At 69.5% G+C, this 20812-nt stretch carries 21 protein-coding genes and 1 pseudogene; 7 read left to right on the forward strand and 15 right to left on the reverse strand.

What is annotated here, in order from left to right:
* Positions 1-28: 28 nt before the first annotated feature.
* The gene (locus FU658_RS09735) at positions 29-1318 is read right to left on the reverse strand and encodes a mechanosensitive ion channel family protein (RefSeq protein WP_147891909.1); all 1290 of its coding nucleotides are present in this window, start codon (positions 1316-1318) and stop codon (positions 29-31) included.
* Between the two features lie 268 nt (positions 1319-1586).
* Between FU658_RS09735 and FU658_RS09745 the strand changes: the two genes are divergently transcribed.
* The 4 genes from FU658_RS09745 to FU658_RS09755 all read left to right on the forward strand — a co-directional run bounded on the left by FU658_RS09745 (position 1587) and on the right by FU658_RS09755 (position 4564).
* Positions 1587-2453: a DMT family transporter gene (locus FU658_RS09745; RefSeq protein ID WP_222708405.1), complete on the forward strand. Its 867-nt coding sequence runs from the start codon at positions 1587-1589 to the stop codon at positions 2451-2453.
* Complete coding sequence (locus tag FU658_RS14770) at positions 2450-2626, forward strand: hypothetical protein (protein WP_222708406.1); 177 nt, start codon at positions 2450-2452, stop codon at positions 2624-2626. The genes FU658_RS09745 and FU658_RS14770 overlap by 4 nt, the downstream gene beginning before the upstream one ends.
* Positions 2623-3594 carry an esterase/lipase family protein gene (locus FU658_RS09750; RefSeq protein ID WP_222708407.1) on the forward strand — a complete coding sequence of 324 codons (972 nt, stop codon included), beginning with the start codon at positions 2623-2625 and terminating at the stop codon, positions 3592-3594. Before FU658_RS14770 ends, FU658_RS09750 begins: the two co-directional genes overlap by 4 nt.
* 103 nt (positions 3595-3697) lie before the next feature.
* Positions 3698-4564: a pirin family protein gene (locus FU658_RS09755; protein WP_147891911.1), complete on the forward strand. Its 867-nt coding sequence runs from the start codon at positions 3698-3700 to the stop codon at positions 4562-4564.
* Positions 4565-4614: 50 nt separating this feature from the next.
* On the opposite strand, the gene FU658_RS09760 is transcribed toward FU658_RS09755, so the two are convergent.
* The 5 genes from FU658_RS09760 to FU658_RS09775 all read right to left on the reverse strand — a co-directional run bounded on the left by FU658_RS09760 (position 4615) and on the right by FU658_RS09775 (position 8884).
* Entirely contained in the window at positions 4615-5469 is an 855-nt protein-coding gene (locus FU658_RS09760) for a pirin family protein (protein ID WP_147891912.1), read from the reverse strand.
* A 94-nt stretch (positions 5470-5563) separates the two neighbouring features.
* Positions 5564-6121, reverse strand: coding sequence for a class I SAM-dependent methyltransferase (locus FU658_RS09765; RefSeq protein WP_187266042.1), 558 nt, complete (start codon positions 6119-6121; stop codon positions 5564-5566).
* Between the two features lie 105 nt (positions 6122-6226).
* On the reverse strand, positions 6227-6409 hold the full coding sequence (locus tag FU658_RS15315) for a hypothetical protein (protein WP_255505526.1): 183 nt from the start codon (positions 6407-6409) through the stop codon (positions 6227-6229).
* An 8-nt stretch (positions 6410-6417) separates the two neighbouring features.
* On the reverse strand, positions 6418-8361 hold the full coding sequence (rlmKL, locus tag FU658_RS09770) for a bifunctional 23S rRNA (guanine(2069)-N(7))-methyltransferase RlmK/23S rRNA (guanine(2445)-N(2))-methyltransferase RlmL (protein WP_255505527.1): 1944 nt from the start codon (positions 8359-8361) through the stop codon (positions 6418-6420).
* Between the two features lie 10 nt (positions 8362-8371).
* Positions 8372-8884, reverse strand: coding sequence for an alpha/beta hydrolase (locus tag FU658_RS09775; protein WP_147891914.1), 513 nt, complete (start codon positions 8882-8884; stop codon positions 8372-8374).
* A 90-nt stretch (positions 8885-8974) separates the two neighbouring features.
* On the opposite strand from FU658_RS09775, the gene FU658_RS09780 reads away from it, so the two are divergent.
* Positions 8975-9547, forward strand: a complete 573-nt coding sequence (locus tag FU658_RS09780) for an N-acetylmuramoyl-L-alanine amidase (protein ID WP_425477605.1) — start codon at positions 8975-8977, stop codon at positions 9545-9547.
* A 16-nt stretch (positions 9548-9563) separates the two neighbouring features.
* Here FU658_RS09780 and purT read toward each other — a convergent pair whose 3' ends face one another.
* Positions 9564-10757 carry a formate-dependent phosphoribosylglycinamide formyltransferase gene (gene purT / locus FU658_RS09785; protein ID WP_147891915.1) on the reverse strand — a complete coding sequence of 398 codons (1194 nt, stop codon included), beginning with the start codon at positions 10755-10757 and terminating at the stop codon, positions 9564-9566.
* Positions 10758-10882: 125 nt separating this feature from the next.
* Here purT and FU658_RS09790 point away from each other — a divergent pair, with 125 nt between their 5' ends.
* Together FU658_RS09790 and FU658_RS09795 are read left to right on the forward strand one after the other, a co-directional pair.
* Positions 10883-11296, forward strand: coding sequence for a DUF3887 domain-containing protein (locus FU658_RS09790; protein WP_147891916.1), 414 nt, complete (start codon positions 10883-10885; stop codon positions 11294-11296).
* Positions 11297-11299: 3 nt separating this feature from the next.
* The gene (locus FU658_RS09795) at positions 11300-12121 is read left to right on the forward strand and encodes a M15 family metallopeptidase (RefSeq protein WP_147891917.1); all 822 of its coding nucleotides are present in this window, start codon (positions 11300-11302) and stop codon (positions 12119-12121) included.
* A gap of 21 nt (positions 12122-12142) precedes the next feature.
* On the opposite strand, the gene FU658_RS09800 is transcribed toward FU658_RS09795, so the two are convergent.
* The 8 genes and pseudogenes from FU658_RS09800 to FU658_RS09835 form a co-directional block, all read right to left on the reverse strand.
* Positions 12143-12511: a DUF423 domain-containing protein gene (locus tag FU658_RS09800; protein ID WP_147891918.1), complete on the reverse strand. Its 369-nt coding sequence runs from the start codon at positions 12509-12511 to the stop codon at positions 12143-12145.
* A 20-nt stretch (positions 12512-12531) separates the two neighbouring features.
* Positions 12532-13698 (reverse strand): DUF4340 domain-containing protein, encoded by a 1167-nt coding sequence (locus tag FU658_RS09805; protein WP_147891919.1) that lies wholly within the window; start codon positions 13696-13698, stop codon positions 12532-12534.
* Complete coding sequence (locus tag FU658_RS09810) at positions 13695-15584, reverse strand: GldG family protein (protein WP_255505528.1); 1890 nt, start codon at positions 15582-15584, stop codon at positions 13695-13697. Before FU658_RS09810 ends, FU658_RS09805 begins: the two co-directional genes overlap by 4 nt.
* 2 nt (positions 15585-15586) lie before the next feature.
* Entirely contained in the window at positions 15587-16342 is a 756-nt protein-coding gene (locus tag FU658_RS09815; RefSeq protein WP_425477606.1) for an ABC transporter permease subunit, read from the reverse strand.
* Positions 16339-17307, reverse strand: coding sequence for an ABC transporter ATP-binding protein (locus FU658_RS09820; protein WP_147891920.1), 969 nt, complete (start codon positions 17305-17307; stop codon positions 16339-16341). Before FU658_RS09820 ends, FU658_RS09815 begins: the two co-directional genes overlap by 4 nt.
* Before the next feature lie 128 nt (positions 17308-17435).
* Positions 17436-18617, reverse strand: coding sequence for an SRPBCC family protein (locus tag FU658_RS09825; RefSeq protein ID WP_187266043.1), 1182 nt, complete (start codon positions 18615-18617; stop codon positions 17436-17438).
* A gap of 255 nt (positions 18618-18872) precedes the next feature.
* Positions 18873-19513: pseudogene (locus FU658_RS09830) on the reverse strand (response regulator).
* Positions 19510-20676 carry a sensor histidine kinase gene (locus FU658_RS09835; protein WP_147891974.1) on the reverse strand — a complete coding sequence of 389 codons (1167 nt, stop codon included), beginning with the start codon at positions 20674-20676 and terminating at the stop codon, positions 19510-19512. Before FU658_RS09835 ends, FU658_RS09830 begins: the two are co-directional and overlap by 4 nt.
* Positions 20677-20812: the final 136 nt, after the last annotated feature.

Consider the following 20812-nt stretch of genomic DNA (forward strand, 5'->3'; position numbering starts at 1 on the left):
GCGTCGACCTGGGCCATCGCTGGCGCGCTCAGTCGCCTGCGTTCGGGTCGGGGGCACGCGGCATCGATTTGACATGCAGGTCGCGCTGCGGGAATGGAATCGTGATGCCCGCTTCCTTGAACGCCTTCCAGATGCCGACGTTGAGCTCGGAACGGATGTTGTTGACGCCCTCCTGCGGATCGTTGATCCAGACCCGGAGCTCGAGCTCGATGCCGCTGTCGCCGAATGCAAGCAGGCGCGCGACGGGTTCGGGGGCGGACTCCACCCGCTTGCTGCCCTTCGCGACCTCCACCAGCAGGCCCATGGCCTGCACCGGATCATCGTCGTAGCTGATGTCCACCGGCACCTTGAGTCGAACCGACTTGTCGGCGTAGCTCCAGTTGATGACCTCGGACGTGATCAGGTTCTCGTTGGGAATCAGCATGTCCACGCCATCGCGGTTGCGAACCACCACGTAGCGGGCATTGAGCTCCTGCACCCAGCCGAAGCTGTCGCCGATCGTGATCACGTCGCCGGGCCGGATCGAGCGGTCCATGATCAGGATGAAGCCCGAGATGAAGTTCGAGGCGATGCGCTGCAGGCCGAAGCCCAGGCCCACGCCCAGTGCACCGGAGAACACCGCCAGCGAGGTCAGGTTGATGCCGACCAGGTTCAGGGAAACCAGGATGGCCAGCAGGACCACGACGAAGCGGACCACCTTGGCCACGCCCACGCGCAATCCGATCGAGAGATCCCCTGCCGCCATCACGCGCCGCTCCACGAGGCGCGAGACCAACGTCGCCACCAGCACCAGTGTCGCGGCCAGCACGACCAGCAGCAGCAGGTCGAGCAGCGAGAAGCTGGTGTCGCCGAACTTCACCGCGGCGGAGTCGAGAAATTCGAACGTGGGACCAAGCCAGCCCACCAGGTACAGGGCGACACCCAGCCAGATCAGGCCACTGATGAGTTGTTCGCTGGCCTCCAGCACGGGGCCCGGACGCAGTACCCGGCGCAGCAGGTAGACGAAGGCCCGGATCAACACCAGCGACAGCGACAGGGCCGCGACCATCGCCAGCACCGGGTAGGACTGGCCGGAAAGCCGCAGGACGAGCATGCCAAGCGCGACCAGGGCGAGCACGATGAAGGGCTGGCTGACACGATGCCTGAGGTCGGCCCGCCACCCCTCACCCGGCCTCGCCTTCCAGCGGCGCCCCAGGACCCAGGACGCAACCAGCGCCACCACGACGATGACCAGTTGCAACAGGGTCATCGGGTCGGAGACCTGTCGCAGGACGTCGTCGAGCACCGCCTGCATGCCTTCCACGTTGGGTCGTTGCATGGCCGCAGTGTAAGCGCGTTCGCTGTCGATTCGCAGTGCCGGCGGATGTCCGCGCGGGGGTGCAACGCGATAAACTGGCCGCACGAACCCCCTGCCCCGGAGCCAAGCGCCGGGAGCGGGCTCCGCATGCTTGGACCTCGAGGAGATCGACGATGAGCAAGGGCATGGACCAGAAGAAGAGTTCGAAGAAGCAGCCGGCGAAGACGCTGCTGGAGAAGCGCGCGGCGAAGAAGGAAAAGAAGAAGTAATCCGCCCCCGGATTTCTTCGTTGCACACTGCGCTGTCGCGGCCCCGGGTCGCGGCCATCACCCTGGTGGCATTGCTGGCCTTCGCAGCGAACTCGTTGCTGGCCCGGATGGCGCTGCGCGAGACCGTGATCGACCCTGCCGGCTTCACCGTCATCAGGCTGCTGTCGGGCGCGCTGCTGCTGTGGTGGCTGATCCACCGGCGCGGAGTGTCGCTGCGCGGGGCTGGCGACTGGCCCTCCGCGACCGCGCTGTTCGCCTACGCGGCGCTGTTCTCCTTCGCCTACGTTTCCCTGTCCACCGGCACCGGGGCCTTGCTGCTGTTCGGCGCGGTGCAGGGGACGATGATCCTGGTGGGCTGGCGTCGCGGTGAACGCCTGGACGCCCTGCAGTGGCTGGGCTTCGCGCTCGCCGTGCTCGGCCTTGGGGTGCTTTTGCTGCCCGGTGCCACCGCCCCCGCCCCGCTGGGCGCCGTGTCGATGCTGTGCGCAGGCGCGGCCTGGGGCGCGTACTCGCTTTTGGGCCGCGGTCACGCCGATCCGCTGCGGGTGACCGCGGGCAATTTCGTCCGGGCGGTGCCGTTCGCCCTGGCGCTGGGCGTGCTGGCGCTGCCCTGGCTGCGCTGGGACGCGCAGGGTGCAGCGCTGGCGGTGGCATCGGGAGCGATCACCTCCGCCCTGGGCTACGCCGTGTGGTACTCGGCGCTCAGGCACCTCGACGCCACCCGCGCCGCCACCGTGCAGCTGTCCGTCCCGGTGCTGGCTGCGCTGCTGGGTTTGGTGTTCCTGCTCGAACCGATCGGAGTACGCTTCATGGTGGCATCGGCGGCCGTGCTGGGAGGCATCGCCATCGTCGTCACCCGCCCTGCGCGAAGGAGTCGAATCCAATGATCACCGACCTTCGCGGCGTGGGCCGCCTGGCCGTCGATGCGGTGTCGAGCGTGACGGACATCGCCGAGGCACTGCACGCCGCGATCGGTTCGCTCGCTCCCGTCGTCGGCCCACCCGGGCGAACCGCACGGCGGGCATCAGTGGATGGGTCTACCGGGGAGTGCGCGGCGTGACCCGAGGCGTGGGGTTCGGTGTGGATGCCCTGTTGGCACCCCTCGCCAACAACCCCACGCCCGCCCAGCTCTCCGCCCGTCGCGAAGCGCTGCTGGCCGCGCTCAACGGCGTGCTGGGGGACCACCTGGAGGCCACGGCGAACCCGCTGGCCATACCGATGCGTTTCCGCCAGGCCGGGGCCACGCTCGACCTGCGCCGCAGCGCCCTGCGCCGGGCACTCCCGACACCCGGCACCCGCCCGCTGGTGCTGGTGCACGGGCTGTGCATGAACGACCTGCAGTGGCGCAGGGGCGGACACGACCATGGCGCCGCACTCTCGCAGGCGCTGGGCTACACCCCGGTGTACCTGCACTACAACACCGGTCGAAGCATCCAGGCCAATGGCGCGGAATTCGCCGAGCGCCTGCAGGAACTGGTGGATGCATGGCCCTCGCGGATCGACGAGCTGACGATCCTGGGCCACTCGATGGGAGGACTGGTCACCCACGCCGCCTGCCGGCACGCGGCCGCGGCGGGCCATGACTGGGCCGGGCTGCCCGGCAAGCGGGTCTTCCTGGGGACGCCACACCAGGGCGCACCGCTGGAGCGTGCCGGTGAATGGTTCAACGCCACCCTGGGTCGCAGTCCGTACCTGAGTCCCTTCCAGCGCCTGGGCAATCTTCGCAGTGCCGGCATCAAGGACCTGCGCGAGGGTCTCGACCTCGCGGCGGCGACGGCGCTGGCGGCCAGCAGCGATCGACTCCACCTTGTTGCCGCGGTACGACGGTCCGGGCCGGCCACCGACGGGCGCCCCCGCGGCGGCGACGGACTGGTGCCGGTCGAAAGTGCGCTGGCACTGGACGACGAACGCGCACCGGGGCTGGACCTGCCGGAAGCGCGCCGCCACGTGGCCTGGGGCACCTCGCATCTCGACCTGCTTTCCAGCGCGGACGTCCATGCCCGGCTGAGCGACTGGCTGGCCCGCTGAGGGTCGCGCCCACGCGCGCCGGCGTCGCAGGTCCGTGCCACGCCATGCTCGCCATGCCGTCGCCCCGGTGCGATGATCCGACGGCAACGTTGGAGGAGGGGCAATGGTCCAGATCATCACGGGCAACGAGCACGACATCGGTGGCTTGAAGGTGCGCCGCGTCCTGCCCAACGCGGCACGTCGCAGCGTTGGGCCGTTCGTGTTCTTCGACCACATCGGACCGCACGATTTCGCCCCGGGCGTGGGCATCGACGTGCGCCCCCATCCCCACATCGGCCTGGCCACGGTGACCTTCCTGTGGGAGGGCGTGCTGCGCCACCGCGACAGCCTGGGCTCGGTGCAGGACATCCGTCCGGGCGACGTGAACTGGATGACCGCCGGGCGCGGCATCGTGCATTCGGAACGCACGCCGGAGCCCGAGCGCGCACTCGGGCACCGGATCCATGGCCTGCAGACCTGGGTCGCCCTGCCCAAGGCCCACGAGAAGGTCGACCCGGCCTTCGCACACCATCCCGCCGACACGCTGCCGGTGATCGAACTCGACGGCGTCCGGCTGACCGTCGTGGCCGGGCACGGCTTCGGCCATGGCTCACCGGTGTCGGTGTTCAACCAGACCCTGTACGTGTCGATCGAGATGAGCTGCGGCAGCGAGCTGGTCATTCCCGCCGAACACGCCGAGCGTGCGCTGTATCCGGTGGCCGGCGAGGTCGACCTGGACTGCGGCGACCGCTGCTTCGACCTCACGCTCAACCACATGGCGGTGCTCGAGGCCGGCACCACGCCCACGCTGCGGGCACGCAGCGACGCGCGGATCATGCTGCTGGGCGGGGAAGCGCTCGACGGGCCGAGGGCGATGTGGTGGAACTTCGTCGCCAGCCGGCGCGAGATGATCGAGGAGGCCAAGCTGGCCTGGGAGGAAGGTCGTTTTCCCGACGTACCGGGCGAGACGGAATCCATCCCGCTGCCCTGACCCGACGACGCTGCCGCACCGCCGCATGAGGCGGCGCGGCACGGCCGCGACTAGAAGCGCCCGTTCTGGAAGTCGGCGAAGGCCTGCATCAGTTCCTCGCGCGTGTTCATCACGAACGGCCCGTGCCGGGCCACCGGCTCGCGCAGCGGCCGACCGGCCACCAGGATCATGCGCGTGCCGCTGTCGCGACCCTCGATCCGCACGACCTCGCCGGGCGAGAGCTGGCCCAGTTCGCCCACGGCCACGCTGGCGGCGTCCGCGCCTTCCCCGATCCGCGCGGCACCCTCGTAGACGTAGAGGAAGCCACTGTGTCCGGCGGGCAAGGCATGCTCGAAGACGTCCCCCGCACCCAGTCCGATGTCGAGGTAGGTCGGCTCGGTGGCCGGCTGGCGGATCGGTCCGACCACGCCCTCGACGGTACCGGCGATGACCTTCACTTCCACGCCCGTGGCGGGGTTGGCCACCGGGATCTCGTCGGGCCCGAACTCCTGGTAGCGCGGCTCGGTCATCTTGTCCTTCGCCGGCAGGTTCAGCCACAGCTGGAAGCCGCGCATGCGGCCCTCTTCCTGCTCGGGCATCTCCGAATGCACGATGCCCCGGCCGGCGGTCATCCACTGCACACTGCCCGGCACAAGGACACCCTCGTTGCCGTGGTTGTCGCGATGGCGCATGCGCCCGTCGAGCATGTAGGTGACCGTCTCGAAACCGCGGTGCGGATGCTCGGGAAAACCGGCGATGTAGTCCTGCGGCTGGTCGGTACCGAACTCGTCGAGCATCAGGAACGGGTCGAGCATGTCCAGCTGCGGCGTGCCGATGACGCGGGTGAGCTTCACCCCGGCGCCGTCGGACGTCGGCATGCCGCGGACCACGCGGGTGACGCGGCGCGATCGGGTGGCGGTGTCCATGGAATCCTCCTTGCGGGTCAGGCCTACAAGAATGGGGCCCCGTCAGCGAAGCACCAGTGCCGGCGCTGCAACCCTGTGTTCCAGCGCTGGTTGCTCAGGGCACGATGCTGCGGGGACGCACGTGGGTCGAGCGCCCGCGATTGAACACGAACACGGTGGCCGGCGGCAGGTTGCGCCAGGCGATTTCGCCACGCCGCACGTGCAGGCCGAGGTCGGCCAGGACCACGGGCGACACGGGGTTGGTGTGCCCGTAGGTGAACTGGATGAAGCTGCCGCCCTCGCGGGTCAGCTCGAAGGCGCTCTCCAGGACCTCGCGCTGCACCTGCCTGCTCATCGAGAGCATGCCCAGGCCGGAAAACACCGCATCGGCGGGACCCTCGTCGACGTACCCGGTGTCCCGGGCAAGGGCCGCCACCTGGCGGGCATCGCCCTGCACGACGCGGGCCTCGGGGAAGTTCTGCGCCAGCAACGTCGCCAGCGCCGGGTTGAGCTCGACCACCATCAGGTCGGAAGGCTGGATGCCGTGCTCCAGCAACGCCTGGGTGAACACCCCGGTTCCGCCGCCGAGCTCCACGACGCGACGCGCATCCTGTGGCAACTGATCGATCATCCGGCGGGCCAGGTGCAGGCTCGACGGCGAGATCGACGACATGGACCTGGGGTCCTTCAGCCATTGGCGGAAGAAGGTCCAGCGGGACTTCATGGGTCCGTTGGGGCGTTGGGGGAAGGCCATCGGCGAAGCATAGCGCGAGTCGCGTCAAGCGAGCTCGTGCAACTCCCAGGCCGCATGGATGCGCGCGTTGCGCTCGAAATCCGGGGGGATGGTATGGCGCGAGACGTCCACCACACGGGCGAAGTCGCCAACGGCCTCCGCATCGATCCGGAAGCGGCGGAAATTGTTCGAAAACAGCAACACGCCACCCGGCGCCACCCGGGCCATGGCCGCCCTCAGCAGGCGCACATGGTCGCGCTGGACATCGAAGTCGTCGCGCGCGCCGAGTTGGAGAAGGTCGGCGGGTCGCAAAACACCAGGTCGTAGTGGCCACGGTCGGACTCCACGAAGCGCAGCGCGTCGGCCTGCACCAGGCGATGGGACGGTCCGGTGCAGTCGTTGAGCGCCAGGTTCTCCCCGGCCCACTGCAGGTAGGTGGCGGAGAGGTCGACGCTGGTGGTCGAGGCCGCGCCGCCCACCGCCGCCTGCACGCTGGCCGCGCCGGTGTAGGCGAACAGGTTGAGCACGTGCTTGCCGGCCGATTCGGCCGCCAGGCGCGCGCGCAGCGGCCGGTGGTCCAGGAACAGGCCCGTGTCGAGGTAATCGAACAGGTTCACCCGCAGAAGCGCCTGCCCCTCGCGCACGGTGATGAATTCGCCGCGCTGGTCGAAACGTCCGTACTTGCTGCCACCCTTGCCGCGGCTTCGCGTCTTGGTCGCGATGCGCTCTCGCGGCACATCGAACACCTCGGCGCACGCGCGAACCAGTTCCCCAAGCCGGCGCCTCGTGTCCTCCTCGGGAATGTCCGCCGGGGCCGCGTACTCCTGCACATGCAGGAACACGCGCCGGGGCTCGACCGCCTCGGTGTAGACGTCCACCGCGGCGGAATACTCGGGCAGGTCGGCATCGTAGGCCCGGAAGCAGTCCACCCCCTCGCGCGCCCGCCAGGCCTTGAGTTTGCGAAGGTTCTTGCGCAGCCGGTTCGCCACCATCTGCGCGCCTTCACCCAAGGGCCGGGCCGGGGCGTCGGCGCGATCACGCCCGCCCACCCGCGGGCACACCAGCAACGCGCATTCCAGTGCGCCGTTGAACATGGCGTAGGTCTTGCTGGCACGCAGGCCGGTCGCGAATCCCAGCTCGCGCTCGCCGGCCAGGATCGACGCCGACCAGTCGGGCACCGCATGGCGCAGGGCTTCCCCAAGTTGCCGGTACAGCGCCGGATCGGCCGCCAGGCGCTGGTCGTAGGGCGGGTTGCACACCACCAGACCCTGGGCGGGCCCGGGCGGCGACAGGTGCACCAGATCGGTCACCTGCAGGTCGATCGCGTGCGCCACGCCAGCCGATTCGGCGTTGCGCTGGGCGGCGGCGATGACCCTTCGCATCGTGGTCGCGCCCGAAATAGCGCGGTTGCAGCGCAGCCCGGCCGGCATCGGCGCGGGCCCGGGCGTCCTCGCACAGGCGCTGCCACAGCGCGCGGTCGAAGCCCGACCAGCGCGTCGGCGCGCCAGGCCGTGGCGCTGCAGCCCCCGGCGCCACGTCGCCGCCATCAGGGCGCCCTCGATCAGCAGCGTGCCCGACCCGCACATCGGGTCCATCAGCGCGCCACCCTCGGCGGCCACCGCCGGCCAGCCGCCGCGCAGCAGCACGGCAGCGGCCAGGTTCTCCTTCAGCGGTGCCTCGCCCTGGGCCTGGCGCCATCCGCGCCGGTGCAGGGGGCCGGCGAGGTCGACCGACAGGGTCGCCCTCCCCTTGCGTACCGACAGGTTGAGTCGCAGGTCGGGGTCTTCGGTGTCCACGGACGGCCTTTGGCCGGTCTGCTGGCGGCACTGGTCGACGATCGCGTCCTTGACCCGCAACGCCGCAAAGCGCGCATGGGTGATGCCGGGCCCGGACACCGTCGCGTCCACGGCCAGCGTGCCCTCCTCGCCCAGGTGCTGCGACCAGTCGATCCGGGCCGCGCCGTCGTAAAGCGCCTGCTCGTCGGGACAGGGGAATTCCGCCAGCGGCCACAGCGCCCGGCTGGCCAGCCGCGACCACAGCGCCACGCGATAGGGGAGTTCGTCCTCCCCATCGGCGTTCGCGCCGGCCACGGCGGCCGTGGCCCGCGAGGCTCCCAAGGCCTGCAGTTCGTCGACCAGCAGGTATTCCAGGCCCTTGGCGCAGGGAACGAAGAATCGCATCTCGGTGGTCTCAGAGGGCGTCGAGGAAGCGGCCGAATTCCTCGGCGCAGAACTGCACGTGCCCCGCCAGCCGGTGGCCGTCGTCGACGAGCACCAGGCGGCTTCGGCGCGCCTGGGCCCAGCGCACCACGTCCTGCGCGGGGATCAGATCATCGCCCCAGGCATGGATGACGGTCGTCGGCACATCGGCGGCGGCGAAGGTGCGGGCGTAGCCATCGATGACGATCGGTGGCACCAGCAGGAACAGCCCCGCCACCTTGCGCTCGAGGCTGGCGAATCCGGCGGCGAAGGAACCCATGCTCGAGCCGGCGAGCACGACCGGGCCGGAAGCCGCATCGATGTGCTCGCACAGGCGCTGGATGCGATGGTCGATGTCGACCAGCCGACCGCTTTCATCGAGGTCGCTGAAGTCCGGGCGCACCTCCGCCCAGCCCCTGCTTCGGGCCACCTCGGCCATCGCGGTGACCTTGGTGGCGTCGGGACTGGAGTTGAGCCCGTGGGAGAGGATGGCGGTTCCGGCCATGGCTCGGCGACCTGTATCGGGAGCGAGGGGGAGATGGCGTGGCGGGGCATTGCTCGAGCCCGCCGCAGGCGTGGATGCTAGCATGCCGCGATGCTGCCCGACCTGCCGCCGATGCCCGACGCCGCGCTTGATCCACTGCCCTACGAGGCCCTCCTGGAGCGGCGCGAGGCGGCGGCCGTCGACCTGGTCGTGATCCACTGCACCGAGACACCGGACCTGGCCATCGCCCGCGGTTTCGGCGAGCGGGTGCTCTACCCTTCGGGCACCGGCAACAGCGGTCATTTCTACATCGACCGCGATGGCAGCGTGCACGTCTACGTGCGTCCGGAGTTCGTTGCCCACCACGTGCGCGGCCACAACGCGAACTCGGTAGGCATCGAACTGGTCAACACCGGCCGCTATCCGCACTGGCTCCACTCGCGCCACCAGGCGATGGACGAGCCCTACACAGAGGCGCAGATCCAAGCGCTGCTGCGCGTGCTGGCACATCTGCAGGACACCCTTCCGGGCCTGGCCCGCATTGCCGGGCACGAGGACCTCGACACCGACACCACCGCGGCCAGCGACGACCCGATGCTGAGGGTGCCGCGCAAGCGCGACCCGGGCCCGCAATTCCCCTGGGATCGGGTCCTGGAAGCGACCGGGTTGCAGCGCGTGCCCTGAGCCGGCCCGCCCGCACTCAGTCCAGCGCCACGCCCAGCGCCGCCGCCGCCGCGCGGGCCTTTTCGCGCGCGCCCTCCACGTCCGCGCCCCGGGCCAGCGTCACGGCCACCCGGCGTTGCCCGTCCACGCGCGGCTTGCCAAACAGCCGCAGCGCCGTGTCGGGCGCCGACAGCGCCGGCACGAGGTTGGAGAACACCGGCACGCCCCGGCCTTCGGCCACCACCGCGCACGAGGCCGAGGGACCTAGCTGGCGGATACCGGGAATCGGCAGCCCGAGGATGGCGCGCGCATGCAGCGCGAACTGGCTGAGCTCCTGCGAGATCATCGTCACCATTCCCGTGTCATGCGGGCGCGGGCTGACTTCGCTGAACCACACCTGGTCGCCCTTGACGAACAGCTCCACCCCGAACACGCCCCAGCCACCGAGTTCGGCGGTGACCGCAGCGGCGATGCGCTCGGCCTCGGCGCGGGCCGCATCGCTCATCGCCTGGGGCTGCCAGCTCTCCCGGTAGTCGCCATCGCGCTGCAGGTGGCCCACCGGCTCGCAGAACGCGACCCCGTCGCGATGGCGCACGGTCAACAGCGTGATCTCGTAGTCGAAGTCGACGAAGCCCTCGACGATCGCCCGCCCCTGCCCGGCCCGGCCGCCGCTCTGCGCGTAATCCCAGGCCGGCTGGACATCGGACTGCGAGCGCACGGTGCTTTGCCCCTTGCCCGAGGAACTCATGACCGGCTTGACCACGCACGGCAGGCCGATCGCGGCCACGGCCTCGCGATACTCGGCCTCGGTATCGACGAAGCGGAACGGCGACGTCGGCAGGCCGAGCGTTTCCGCCGCCAGGCGTCGGATGCCCTCGCGGTCCATCGTCAGCCGGGCAGCGCGCGCGGTCGGCACCACGCGAAGGCCCTTGGACTGCTCCAGTTCGACCAGGGTCTGGGTGTGGATCGCCTCGATCTCCGGCACCACCAGGTGGGGCTTCTCCGTGGCGATCAGCGACTTGAGTGCGGCCGGATCCAGCATGTTCAGCGTGTGCGACCGATGGGCGACCTGCATGGCCGGCGCATCGTCGTAGCGGTCCGCGGCGATCACCTCCACGCCAAGGCGCTGCAGCTCGATCGCCACCTCCTTGCCCAACTCGCCCGAGCCCAGCAACAGGACCCGGAAGGCGTGATCGCTCAGCGGGGTGCCAAGGACGGGATCGACGGACATGCGGATTCTCCAGATGATCAGCCTCCAGTTTACCGGGGCAGACTCGCGCCCGCGCGAAGTGATATACCAACATCGGCGCCCGGCCGACCCGGCGCGAACACCCCGACGTACAGAGGACCTGAAGGATGAAGATTGGCAAGCACCTGAGTGCACTGCTGGCCGCGGTGGCCTTGTTGGCGATGCCGGCGCTGGCGCCGGCCGACGAGTCGGAGCAGGCGACCCGGGAATCCAGGGCCGTGGCCGTGCTGGACGCGCTCGACGAGGGCCGCCACGAGGACGCACGCGCACATTTCAACGCGCAGATGCGCGAGGCGCTCGACGCCGAGACACTGGAGGCCACCTGGACCAGCCTGCCCGCGCGCATGGGCAGCTTCCAGGGCCGCGGGGAGCCCCGCCACCAGCGCATGGGCGGTTACGAGGTGGTCATCATTCCGCTGACCTACGGCTCGCCTTTGCAGGCCAACGTCGCGTTCGACGCGAACGGGGAAATCGCCGGGTTCCATATCGTCCCCGCCACCCCGGTGCCGGCGACCGAATAGCCGATGCGCGACTGGCCCGCCCGGCAGTGGTACCTGGTCAATTCGCGCTCGGTCGAAGCCGTGCCGGCCGCATCCCTGCGCGCGCGTGGCAACCACGATGCACGGCAGCTTTCACAGGCGCGCTGGCTGCTGCGCCGAAAGCGCGACGGCCGCTTCCTGGCCACGCTGGACGCCGCGGAGCGGCTGCATCCGATGCACTGGCAGGCGCGTCGCCACGACCCGGGGCTGGCGGATTTCCTCCTCGAGTTCACCTCCGGAGCGACACCGGACGAGTTGCCCACAGACCGCACCGAGGCCTTCCTCCGCGCCCTGGGGGTGCCCGGTGACTACGGCGAGCGCCATGCCCTGCCGCTGGTGCCGGAACCCGGCCTCCTGACGTTCGCCGGCTTCGATCGCTACCGCCGTCCACTGTGGCTGCAGGCGAGCGCAGCCACGGCCTGGCAGCGCATGCAGGCCGCAGCCCGCGTCGACGGCGAGATGCTCGAAGCGATCTCGGGCTACCGCAGCCACGATTACCAGCTGGGCATCTTCCAACGCAAGCTGGCGCGCGGCCTGGGCGTGGAGGAAATACTGGCGGTCAATGCGGCGCCGGGATTCAGCGAACACCACTCCGGGCGTGCGCTGGACATCTCCTGCCCCGGCGAACCCGCCGCGGAGGAGAGCTTCGAGCACACCTCAGCTTTCGACTGGCTGTGCGAACACGCAGGCCGCTTCGGCTTCGCCATGAGCTATCCGCGCGACAACCCGCACGGCATCGTCTACGAGCCCTGGCACTGGTGCCACCGCGAGCCGGGAGCTCCGGCCACGACGGACTCGCGCCACTGAGTCGTCCCGGCGATCAGCCGGTCAGGAGGTGCGCAGCGCGTCGATCGCGTACAGGAGCCAGCCCAGCATCATCAGGCTGCCGCCCCAGGGTGCAGCGGTGGTCGGCGTGCCGAAAAGCACCGACAGGCCGAGCGTCGCACTGAACACGACCACGCCCAGAAGCAACAGTGCCAGCGCGAACTGGCCCAGGTTGCGCAGCGCGCGTGGCGCCAGGGCCGTCAGTGACAGGCCATGGCCGAACAGGAACAGGGCGGCCAGCCCCAGGCGGGCCTGTGCCTCGCCATCCACCCCATGTGATGCATAGGCGCCCAGGCCCACCGCAAGGCCGGCGCACAGGGCGCCGGCGGCAGCCAGCCAGCGGGAGGAGGACTCAAGATGGCGACGCGGCATGATCGGGCTTCCAGGGCAGCTCAGTCGGTGGGAAGGAAATAGTCTTCGCGGGCGCTCTCGATGATCGCCTGTTTGCGCGGCGACAGGCTGAACACCCATCCCTCGAGGCGCTCCGCCAGCACCTGCGCGTCCGCCTGAAGGGCCTGCAGGCGCTGTTCCACATCCATCGGCCCCAGCCCGGCGGACCCGGCATCCAGTGGTGCCGCCGCAGCCTCGCCCCCGTCGACGGCAGGTTGGCTGGCCGCGCTGAGCGCCGCTTCGTCGCGCCCGATCTCGGCCTCGACCCAGCCGCGCGCGATCAGCGCATCGAAGCGGGCATCCAGGCGCAGCCAGCGCACCGCGCCCTCGCGCCAGCTCTCGCCCTGGATCACCAGTCCGTCGAGCGTTTCCAGCCTCAGGCGGACCGGCATGGCCAGTGCTCCCAGGCCGGTCCCGGGATCACGCACCACGTCGTCCAGGCGAAGGCCTTCCATCAACGTGGCCATCTCCTCGACCCGGACCTGGTCGACCTCGGCGCCGGATTCGGCCCCCGCCAAGGCATGGCCCGGACCTTCGCCCGGAGTGCGCACCACGACCACCGCCTCACCCTGGTCCGGCAGGATCTCGAGCCTGGCAATGCGCAGCGAAGCGATGTCCACGACCTCCCGATCGAGCCACTGACGCGCATCGGCCGGCAGGTCCAGTTCGACATCGACCAGCCAGGCCTGCGCCTCGTCGGCGAAGCGAACGAAACGTCCGCTGGAATGCGGATTGGCATTGCCGGCGATCAGCCAGCGCTCGCGCGAGCCCTGCATGACGCCGACCGCGGTACCGGTGGCTTCGGCAGATGCGACATCGTCCACCCCCAGCAACGCGTACCTGTCCGGCAGCGCCGTCTTGGCCTCCAGCTTGCGCGCCCGTCGCAGGTCACGAAGCAGGGATTGCACGCGACCGGCATCGGCCCACCAGCCCCCGTGCCCGAGGACGCGCCATGCGCCGTCGCGGTACTCCAGCGCCTCCAGGGCCGAGCCACCCGCCCCGCGGAACTCGATGCGGTCCACGGCCTCGACCGGCTGCCCGAGCTCCGGCCACAGCAGGCCTTGGCTGGGGCTCTCCGACTGCGGCACGCCATCACGGCCAAACCAGATGGCCACGACCACCAGTGCGATCGCCACCACGGTCAATACAGCCAGATGCATCGGCTTCATTGCGTGCCCTCGATCGCGCGTCGTCGTTGACGCGCGCGCCAGAAAGCGAAGCCCAGTGCGAACACCGTCACCAGCAGCGGCACGCCGATGATGTTGATCGCCTTAAGGCGGGCGCCGAGGGCATCGATGTCGGCATCGAGCTGGAAGCGGACCTCGCGAAGTTCGCGACGCAATTGCAGCAGCTGGGCCTGGAAGCGGTCCACCTCGGCTTCCTCGACTCCGCTCGGCATCGCCCCGCCTGCACCGGCCTCGGCCTGGAGCGCGGCCAGCCGGCGTTCGGTCTCCAGCAGTTCCGCCTGCAGCTCGCGCTCCTTGCTGCGGAAGCGGTCTTCGGCCATGCGCCGCAGCGACTCGACCACGGTGAATGGCCGCTGCGAGGTGGGCCGCGTGCGCACCGAAATCAGCTCGTCGCTGCCCAGCAGGTTGTCGATCGTGTTGACGACGAAGTTGCCATTGTCCGCGAACGCACTGGTGACCCTTTGCCCGGCGAAGTTGCGCGCCTGCACCCACAGCCTGTCGCTGAGCAGGTCGGTGTCGGCGACCAGCACGATGTTGGCGTTCTCGAGGCTTTCGGCGAGGTGGCCGGGGCGCCCGGAATGCTCGGGGAACGCGGAACGGGTCCGACCCGACAGCCGGACAGCCAGCGCGTGGTGGCGGTTGCGGGGCTGGAAGTCGTCGAAAAGCCGATCGGGGTCGTCGAGGTTGTACAGACGCGCCACGTCGACCGGTGCGGATGCCGCCGAGGACTGCACCAGCGGCTCCATCGACAGGCCCTCGCCATCGGCAGGATCGAAATAGCCGGAACTGGCGAAGTTCAGTGCCTGCAGGTCGGCGGTGACGATGTCCTCGCGGTTGAACTGCTCCGAGCCGAGGCCGAGCAGCGCGGGGTGGCGCACCGCCGCCCCGTCGGGGCTCGCCTGCACCTGCAGCGCGGTGATCGCATCGAGCACCGCCAGCCCCGGGTCGTAGCGCACGCCCCAGGCCTCGAACAACCGGGGCAGGTCCGAGCTGGCGCCACCGGCCTGGGCCTGGAGGCTCGCGGCCAGGCCATCGGGATCGGATTCGGCGTAGGGATCCACGAAGACCACGAGGCGCCCGCCACCCAGCACGAACTGGTCGATCGCATAGGTCGCCGCCTCCGACAACCCCTTCGGGTGGACAACGACCAGCAGGTCGATGTCGAGGTCGATCGAATCGACGTCGCGCTCCACCCGGCGCAGTTCGAAGAGTTGCCGCAGCTCACCGTCGATCACCCAGCCCTGGCTCACCTGCCCGGTGCCGGGGTCGAAACCCGGGCCCATCGAGAGCGTGGACATCATGCCCACGACCGGCCGCTGTGCCGCCGAGAGGCTCTGGATCAGCTTGGCGACGTCGTATTCCAGGAACGCTTCCTTGTCGGGCTGGAAGAACGGGATCACCGTCTCGGCCCCGGTGGCGCCGGTCCCGGCCAAGCCAAGGAACAGCGACTGGCCACGCGTGCCGACCGGTACCGGCTCGAGCCCGAACGCCGTGGCGCGGTCCTCGGCCTCCGAGAACGGCAGCGGGTCGATCACTTCCAGGCGCACCTTGCCGCCCGAGCGTGCCGCGATCTCCTGCAGCAGTTCGCGCACGCGCTGTGCATAGGTGCGCAGCGCCGGGTAGTCGGCGGCGGCGGACTCGGAGAAGAACAGGTACAGGCTGACCGGCTCCTCGAGCCCGGCCACGATCTGGCGGGTGCCCTCGGACACGGTGTAGATCCGGTTCTCGGTCAGGTCGATGCGCGCACCGCGCAGGGCCTGTCCCGAGATCACCAGCGCGCTGACGAAAATCAGCGCCATCAGCACCAGCGTGCCACCGGCCATGAGGCGGCGGCGAAGTCGCATCCGGTCGTAGATCCTGGCGTCCATGTTCAGTCGGCCTTCTTGAGTTCGATGACAACCGCACACGCGTACAGCCAGAAGGCGATGCTGAGCAGGAAGAACAGCACGTCGCGCAGGTCCAGCACGCCGCGCGAGATCGCCGCGAAATGGGTCAGGAAGCTCAGCTGCGCGACCGCATCGACGACGCCCTGGGGAAACAGCGCGCCGACGCTGTCGAGCACCAGGGGGAAGCCGGCCAACAGGAGCAGGAAGCAGACCATGACGGTCAGGATGAAGGCGACGACCTGGTTGCGGCTGATCGCCGACAGGCAACTGCCCACCGCGAGGAACGCGCCCGCCATGAGCAGGCTGCCGATGTAGCTGGCAAGGATCACCCCGTTGTCGGGACTGCCCAGGTAGTTGACGGTGATCCACATCGGGAAGGTGAGCGCCAATGCGATGGCGATGAACACCCAGGCGGCCAGGAACTTGCCGAGCACGGCCTGGCCCATCCCGAGCGGAAGTGTCAGCAGCAACTCGATGGTGCCGCTCTTGCGCTCCTCCGACCACAGCCGCATCGACACCGCGGGCACCAGGAACAGGTACAGCCAGGGATGGAACGCGAAGAACGGCTGCAGGTCGGCCTGGCCGCGCTCGAACCAGCCGCCGAGGTAGAAGGTGGTCGCGCCCGCCAGGATCAAGAAGATCACGATGAACACGTAGGCCACCGGCGTCGCGAAGTAGCTGGCGAGCTCGCGGCGGAACACCGCCATGAGCCCGTCCAGCATGGAGCGGTCACGCCTCATGCCAGGCCTCCCGGGCCCGCACCCTGCCGGGTGCGGGTGTCACGGGCCTGCTCCCCGAGCGTGATGCGGCGGAAGACCTCGTCGAGGCGACCGCGCTCGAGCTGCATCTCGCGGTAGGCCACGCCACGCTCGGCCAGTCGACGCGACACGGGCTCGAACAGCGAGCTGCCATCGCGTGAAAGGACCACCAGGCGACGCGTGGCGGCATCGAATTCGACACTATCCACGCCCTCGAGGCCTTCCAGCGCGACGCGCGCGTTCACGCTGTCGGCGGCGGAAAGCGACACCGCACCGTTGTAGCGGGAGCGGCGCACCAGGGCATCGGGCGTGTCGTCGGCCAGCAGGTGGCCCCGGGCGATGATGATCGCGCGCGTGCACACCGACTCGACCTCCTCGAGGATGTGGGTGGAGATGATGATGGTGCGATCCCGCGACATCTGGCGGATCAGTTCCCGCACCTCGTGCTTCTGGTTCGGGTCCAGGCCATCGGTGGGCTCGTCGAGCACCAGCACCGGCGGGTCGTGCAGGATCGCGGCCGCGAGGCCCACGCGTCGCTTGAAACCCTTCGACAGCGTGTCGATGGGCTGTGCCAGGACCGTCTGCAGCTCGAGCCGCTCGACGACCCGCTCGACCGCATCCGCGCCTGCAGGCCCAAGCCCCCTCGCCTGCGCGACGAAACGCAGGAAGGCCCTGGGCGTCATCTCCCCGTAACTGGGCGCGCCTTCGGGCAGGTAGCCGATGACCTGCTTCGCCGCCCGGGGCTCGGCCACCACGTCGTGGCCGCATACGGAGATGGACCCGGAACTCGGCGCCAGGAAGCCCGCGATCATTTTCATCGTGGTGGACTTGCCGGCCCCGTTGGGGCCGAGGAATCCGAGCACCTCGCCGGGCTCCACCGTGAAACTGATGCCTTCGACGGCCGCCTTGCGGCCGTAGTACTTGCTGAGCTGGGTAGTCTGGATCATCGCTTGCCTGGGGGTGGATTCGATCTCCGGACACGACGGCGGCCGCATCGTGCGGCCGCCTCGCTATCCGCGGCCGCCGGGGGCGGCGCGGAATGTGCCGCGGGGAAGAAGCTTCCCCGCGGCCGACATCACCGGACGGGCCAGTAGACGTTGTACTCGCTGCGCTCGGGCTCGGTGCCCTCGATGTCCTGCAGGTACTCCTCGAACGCGCGGCCGGTGACCACTTCGCCCCGGGTCGCAGCCCAGGCGCGCAGCTGCTCGCGAACCACCGGGAGACCCGCCGGGTGTCCATTGTGGACCGCCTTGAGCGCCGGACCCTCGTAGCTGCGGCCGAACTGCACCTCGCCCTCGAGCTCGATGGTTTCCGGATCGATCGGCTCCAGCACCGCCATCGCCTCGGCACCGGCACGCAGCGGCACGTCGGTGTCGACCGGCACGTCGAGCACGATGCCGACGTTCTCGCTGTCGCTGCCCTCGAGCTCGAGCTCATCCTCCTCGCGCGGCTCCGGGCATTCGCCACGGCGGCACACCGGCATGGCGATGTCGAACTCGTAGGTCTCGCTGCCGAAGTTGGTGGTGATCACGCGCCACGGGCCAGCAGCCTCGAGGTCGTTCTTCTGCATGACCTGGCGGATCCAGCGCAGCTGGTTCACCTGTGCGGTCTCGACCGCCTGCAGCGTGCGCTCGGATTCGGTCGGGATGTACAGGATGTCCTGCGCCGGGATGTCGACCTTCTCGACGCGGATGCCGCTGTAGTCGATGTTCGGGATCTGCGCCATGAGCGCGGCGAAGCTGTTCAGGCCGCGGCTCATGTCGTCGCCGATGTTGCGCTCGACGTACAGGCCGGCGAAGCGGCCGAACAGGTTCCAGCCGTAGTCGACGGTGTAGGTCTGGGTGATCGTGGTGATGCGGCCCCGACGCTCGACGTCGAACTCCATCGTCTTGTTCTCGCCGTAGCGGTCGTCCTCGAGCGCGAACACCAGGCGGCCGCCACGGTTGTTCTCGGTCTTCTCGACCAGCTGCCAGCTGCCGGTACCGACGAACTCGCTCGGCGAGGAGTACTCCAGCCGCGCACCGGGGCCGATCGGCTCACCCGAGACGTCGAACCGCACGTTCGGATCGTGGCGGCGCATCGGGCTCCACTCGCCGAAGCGGCCGAAGCCACCCAGCGTATCGAGCACCGTGCGTGCCGGACGGTTGGTCTCGACGCTGTGCGTGACCGTGCGCTGGTCGGGCAGGAACACGCCGATGATCACGAAGATCACGACCACGAGGATCGCAGCGATGATGAACTCGAGGAAACGAATCATTCGAACTCTCTCTTGGAAATAGGTCTCACGCCCGGACGACCGGAGGCGGGTCGACAGGGAGCGCCGGCACGACGGGCCATGACGCTGGCCTGCCCTGCCGGGTGATGTGCCTCCGGCCCCGGCGCCCGCACCGCGCGCCGGTTGATGCCCGGGGCGTGGACGGCACATGGCGCTTTGCCGGAGCCCGACATGCTAACCGAACTGCCCGCACGATGGTATGCACGACGCCCGGGGCTTCCCTGCACCGCCCCGGGGCTAGACAAGCTTGAGCTCGAAGGCCTTGAGCACCGCCCGCGTGCGGTCACGTACGCCCAGCTTGGAAAGGATGTTGGAGACGTGGTTCTTCACCGTGCCCTCGGCCACGCCGAGCGAATTGGCGATCTCCTTGTTAGAGAAGCCACCCGACATCAGGCGCAGGATCTCCGTCTCACGATCGGTGAGAGGATCCGGCCGGTCCAGGCTGACGAACTCGTTGTGCATCTGTTCCAGCCCCGACAACAGCCGCTGGGTCACCGCCGGCTGCACCAGGGAGCCGCCGCCGGCCACCGCCTGGATCGCGTCGACCAGCTGGTCGAGCGACACATCCTTGAGCAGGTAGCCACGGGCACCCGCCTTGATGCCGGCCAGCACCAGCTGGTCGTCGTCGAACGTCGTCAGGATGATCGTCGGCGGCAGGTCACCGCGCGCCGACAGCGCCTGCAACGCTTCCAGGCCGGACATGACCGGCATGCGCATGTCCATCAGGACCACGTCGGGCTTGACCTCGGGCAGCAGGTCGAGCGCCTGCCGGCCGTCGCTGGCCTCGGCCACCACGCGGATGTTGTCGGAGAGCTCGAGCAGCGAGCGTATGCCTGGCGCACCAGGGTCTGGTCGTCGACCAGGCAGACTCGGATCATGCAGCGGCCTCCAGAGGCAGTTGGATGTCGATGGAGAAGCCCCGGCCCGGCGCGGTGTCAATCGCCAGGCTGCCGCCGAAATCGGCCAGCCGCTCGCGCATGCCGCGAAGACCGTTCCCCGCCTGCAGTTTATCCGTTCCACGCCCGTCGTCACGCGCGTGGATGCACCAACTGCGCAGGTCGCGGCTGAAGCGCAGCCGCAGCGTGCTGGCGCCGGCGTGGCGCACGGTGTTGGTGATGACCTCCTGGGTGCAGCGCAGCAGCACGTGGGCCCGCTCGGGGTCCTCCACCAGGAAGGGCTCGGGCAGGTCGAGGTCGATGCGCAGGCCCGGCACGCCGTCCACCAGGCTGCGGATGGCGACGGCCAGATCGATGGCGCCATCCTCGCGCAGCTGGCTGACCGCCTCGCGCACGTCGGTCAGCAGCAGCTTCGCCAGCGTATGCGCCTGGCGCACGTGCTCCTGCCCGCGCCCCTGGGTGAGGTGGCCCGCCACCTCCAGGTTGAGGCTCAACGCGGTCAGATGGTGGCCCAGCAGGTCGTGCAGCTCGCGCGAGATGCGCATGCGCTCGTTGAGTCGCGACCCTTCCGCCAGCAGCGCCCGCGTGGCCCGCAGTTCGGCGTTGAGCCGCCGCTGCTCGTCGCGGGCCTGCGCCTGCTGGCGTGCGACGAGGCCGATCGCGAAGGCGAAACTGGAATAGCCCGCGTACAGCGCCGACTGCAGGATCGCCTCGATCAGCATGAAATCCTGCCCCAGCATCAGGGCCGGCACCAGGGCGAGGTGCTGGAGCACCAGCCAGGCCAGCCCGATGGGCAGGGGCAGCAGCCACGGCAGCACGCCCGAGACGAGCAGCAGCAGGATCCCGCCCAGGCCGGTGCCGGAAAAATGTCCCACCGCGATCGCCGACAGCGTTAGAACCAGCAGCATCAGCTCGTCGTACCAGCGCGGCCGGCGCGCCCCGAGGGTGCGCGTCAGCCGCCAGTACACGATGCCGAACACGGCATAGGCCAGTGCCCACAGGGGCAGGCTGACGCTGGGCGCGGCGCCTTCGAGCTGCTCTGCGCTGAAGAACCAGCTGTTGAGCAACAACGGGATGCCCACCATGGTCCAGGTGAACAGGCCGGCGTAGCGCAACAACTGGGTATGGGAAAGACGTCCGATCATCGTTGGCATGATAGGCCGCCCGCGCGGGGGCCGAGGGGGTCACAAGTCATGCCGGGGAGCCGGCCCGGTTCAGCCGGGCGTGGCATAATCGCAACCAGCGTCGGCGTCCGCGCCGGCACCGTTCACACCGGAGACC

Source organism: Alkalisalibacterium limincola, assembly GCF_008017755.1.
GTDB classification, from domain to species: Bacteria; Pseudomonadota; Gammaproteobacteria; order Xanthomonadales; family Xanthomonadaceae; genus Alkalisalibacterium; species Alkalisalibacterium limincola.

What these genes read in the sequence shown, in the direction of transcription:
- FU658_RS09810 (WP_255505528.1), bottom strand. Translation starts at nt 15,584, where the DNA reads ATGGACGCCAGGATCTACGACCGGATGCGACTTCGCCGCCGCCTCATG.
- FU658_RS09765 (WP_187266042.1), bottom strand. Translation starts at nt 6,121, where the DNA reads ATGTCGTCGATCTCGCCGTCGAGCCTGCACCTGGCCCGCCGGATGATC.
- FU658_RS14770 (WP_222708406.1), top strand. Translation starts at nt 2,450, where the DNA reads ATGATCACCGACCTTCGCGGCGTGGGCCGCCTGGCCGTCGATGCGGTG.
- FU658_RS09735 (WP_147891909.1), bottom strand. Translation starts at nt 1,318, where the DNA reads ATGCAACGACCCAACGTGGAAGGCATGCAGGCGGTGCTCGACGACGTC.
- FU658_RS09805 (WP_147891919.1), bottom strand. Translation starts at nt 13,698, where the DNA reads ATGAAGCCGATGCATCTGGCTGTATTGACCGTGGTGGCGATCGCACTG.
- FU658_RS09755 (WP_147891911.1), top strand. Translation starts at nt 3,698, where the DNA reads ATGGTCCAGATCATCACGGGCAACGAGCACGACATCGGTGGCTTGAAG.
- FU658_RS09825 (WP_187266043.1), bottom strand. Translation starts at nt 18,617, where the DNA reads ATGATTCGTTTCCTCGAGTTCATCATCGCTGCGATCCTCGTGGTCGTG.
- FU658_RS09815 (WP_425477606.1), bottom strand. Translation starts at nt 16,342, where the DNA reads ATGAGGCGTGACCGCTCCATGCTGGACGGGCTCATGGCGGTGTTCCGC.
- FU658_RS09795 (WP_147891917.1), top strand. Translation starts at nt 11,300, where the DNA reads ATGCGCGACTGGCCCGCCCGGCAGTGGTACCTGGTCAATTCGCGCTCG.
- FU658_RS09780 (WP_425477605.1), top strand. Translation starts at nt 8,975, where the DNA reads ATGCTGCCCGACCTGCCGCCGATGCCCGACGCCGCGCTTGATCCACTG.
- FU658_RS09835 (WP_147891974.1), bottom strand. Translation starts at nt 20,676, where the DNA reads ATGATCGGACGTCTTTCCCATACCCAGTTGTTGCGCTACGCCGGCCTG.
- FU658_RS09820 (WP_147891920.1), bottom strand. Translation starts at nt 17,307, where the DNA reads ATGATCCAGACTACCCAGCTCAGCAAGTACTACGGCCGCAAGGCGGCC.
- FU658_RS09800 (WP_147891918.1), bottom strand. Translation starts at nt 12,511, where the DNA reads ATGCCGCGTCGCCATCTTGAGTCCTCCTCCCGCTGGCTGGCTGCCGCC.
- FU658_RS09790 (WP_147891916.1), top strand. Translation starts at nt 10,883, where the DNA reads ATGAAGATTGGCAAGCACCTGAGTGCACTGCTGGCCGCGGTGGCCTTG.
- purT (WP_147891915.1), bottom strand. Translation starts at nt 10,757, where the DNA reads ATGTCCGTCGATCCCGTCCTTGGCACCCCGCTGAGCGATCACGCCTTC.
- rlmKL (WP_255505527.1), bottom strand. Translation starts at nt 8,361, where the DNA reads ATGCGATTCTTCGTTCCCTGCGCCAAGGGCCTGGAATACCTGCTGGTC.
- FU658_RS09775 (WP_147891914.1), bottom strand. Translation starts at nt 8,884, where the DNA reads ATGGCCGGAACCGCCATCCTCTCCCACGGGCTCAACTCCAGTCCCGAC.
- FU658_RS09760 (WP_147891912.1), bottom strand. Translation starts at nt 5,469, where the DNA reads ATGGACACCGCCACCCGATCGCGCCGCGTCACCCGCGTGGTCCGCGGC.
- FU658_RS15315 (WP_255505526.1), bottom strand. Translation starts at nt 6,409, where the DNA reads ATGGCCCGGGTGGCGCCGGGTGGCGTGTTGCTGTTTTCGAACAATTTC.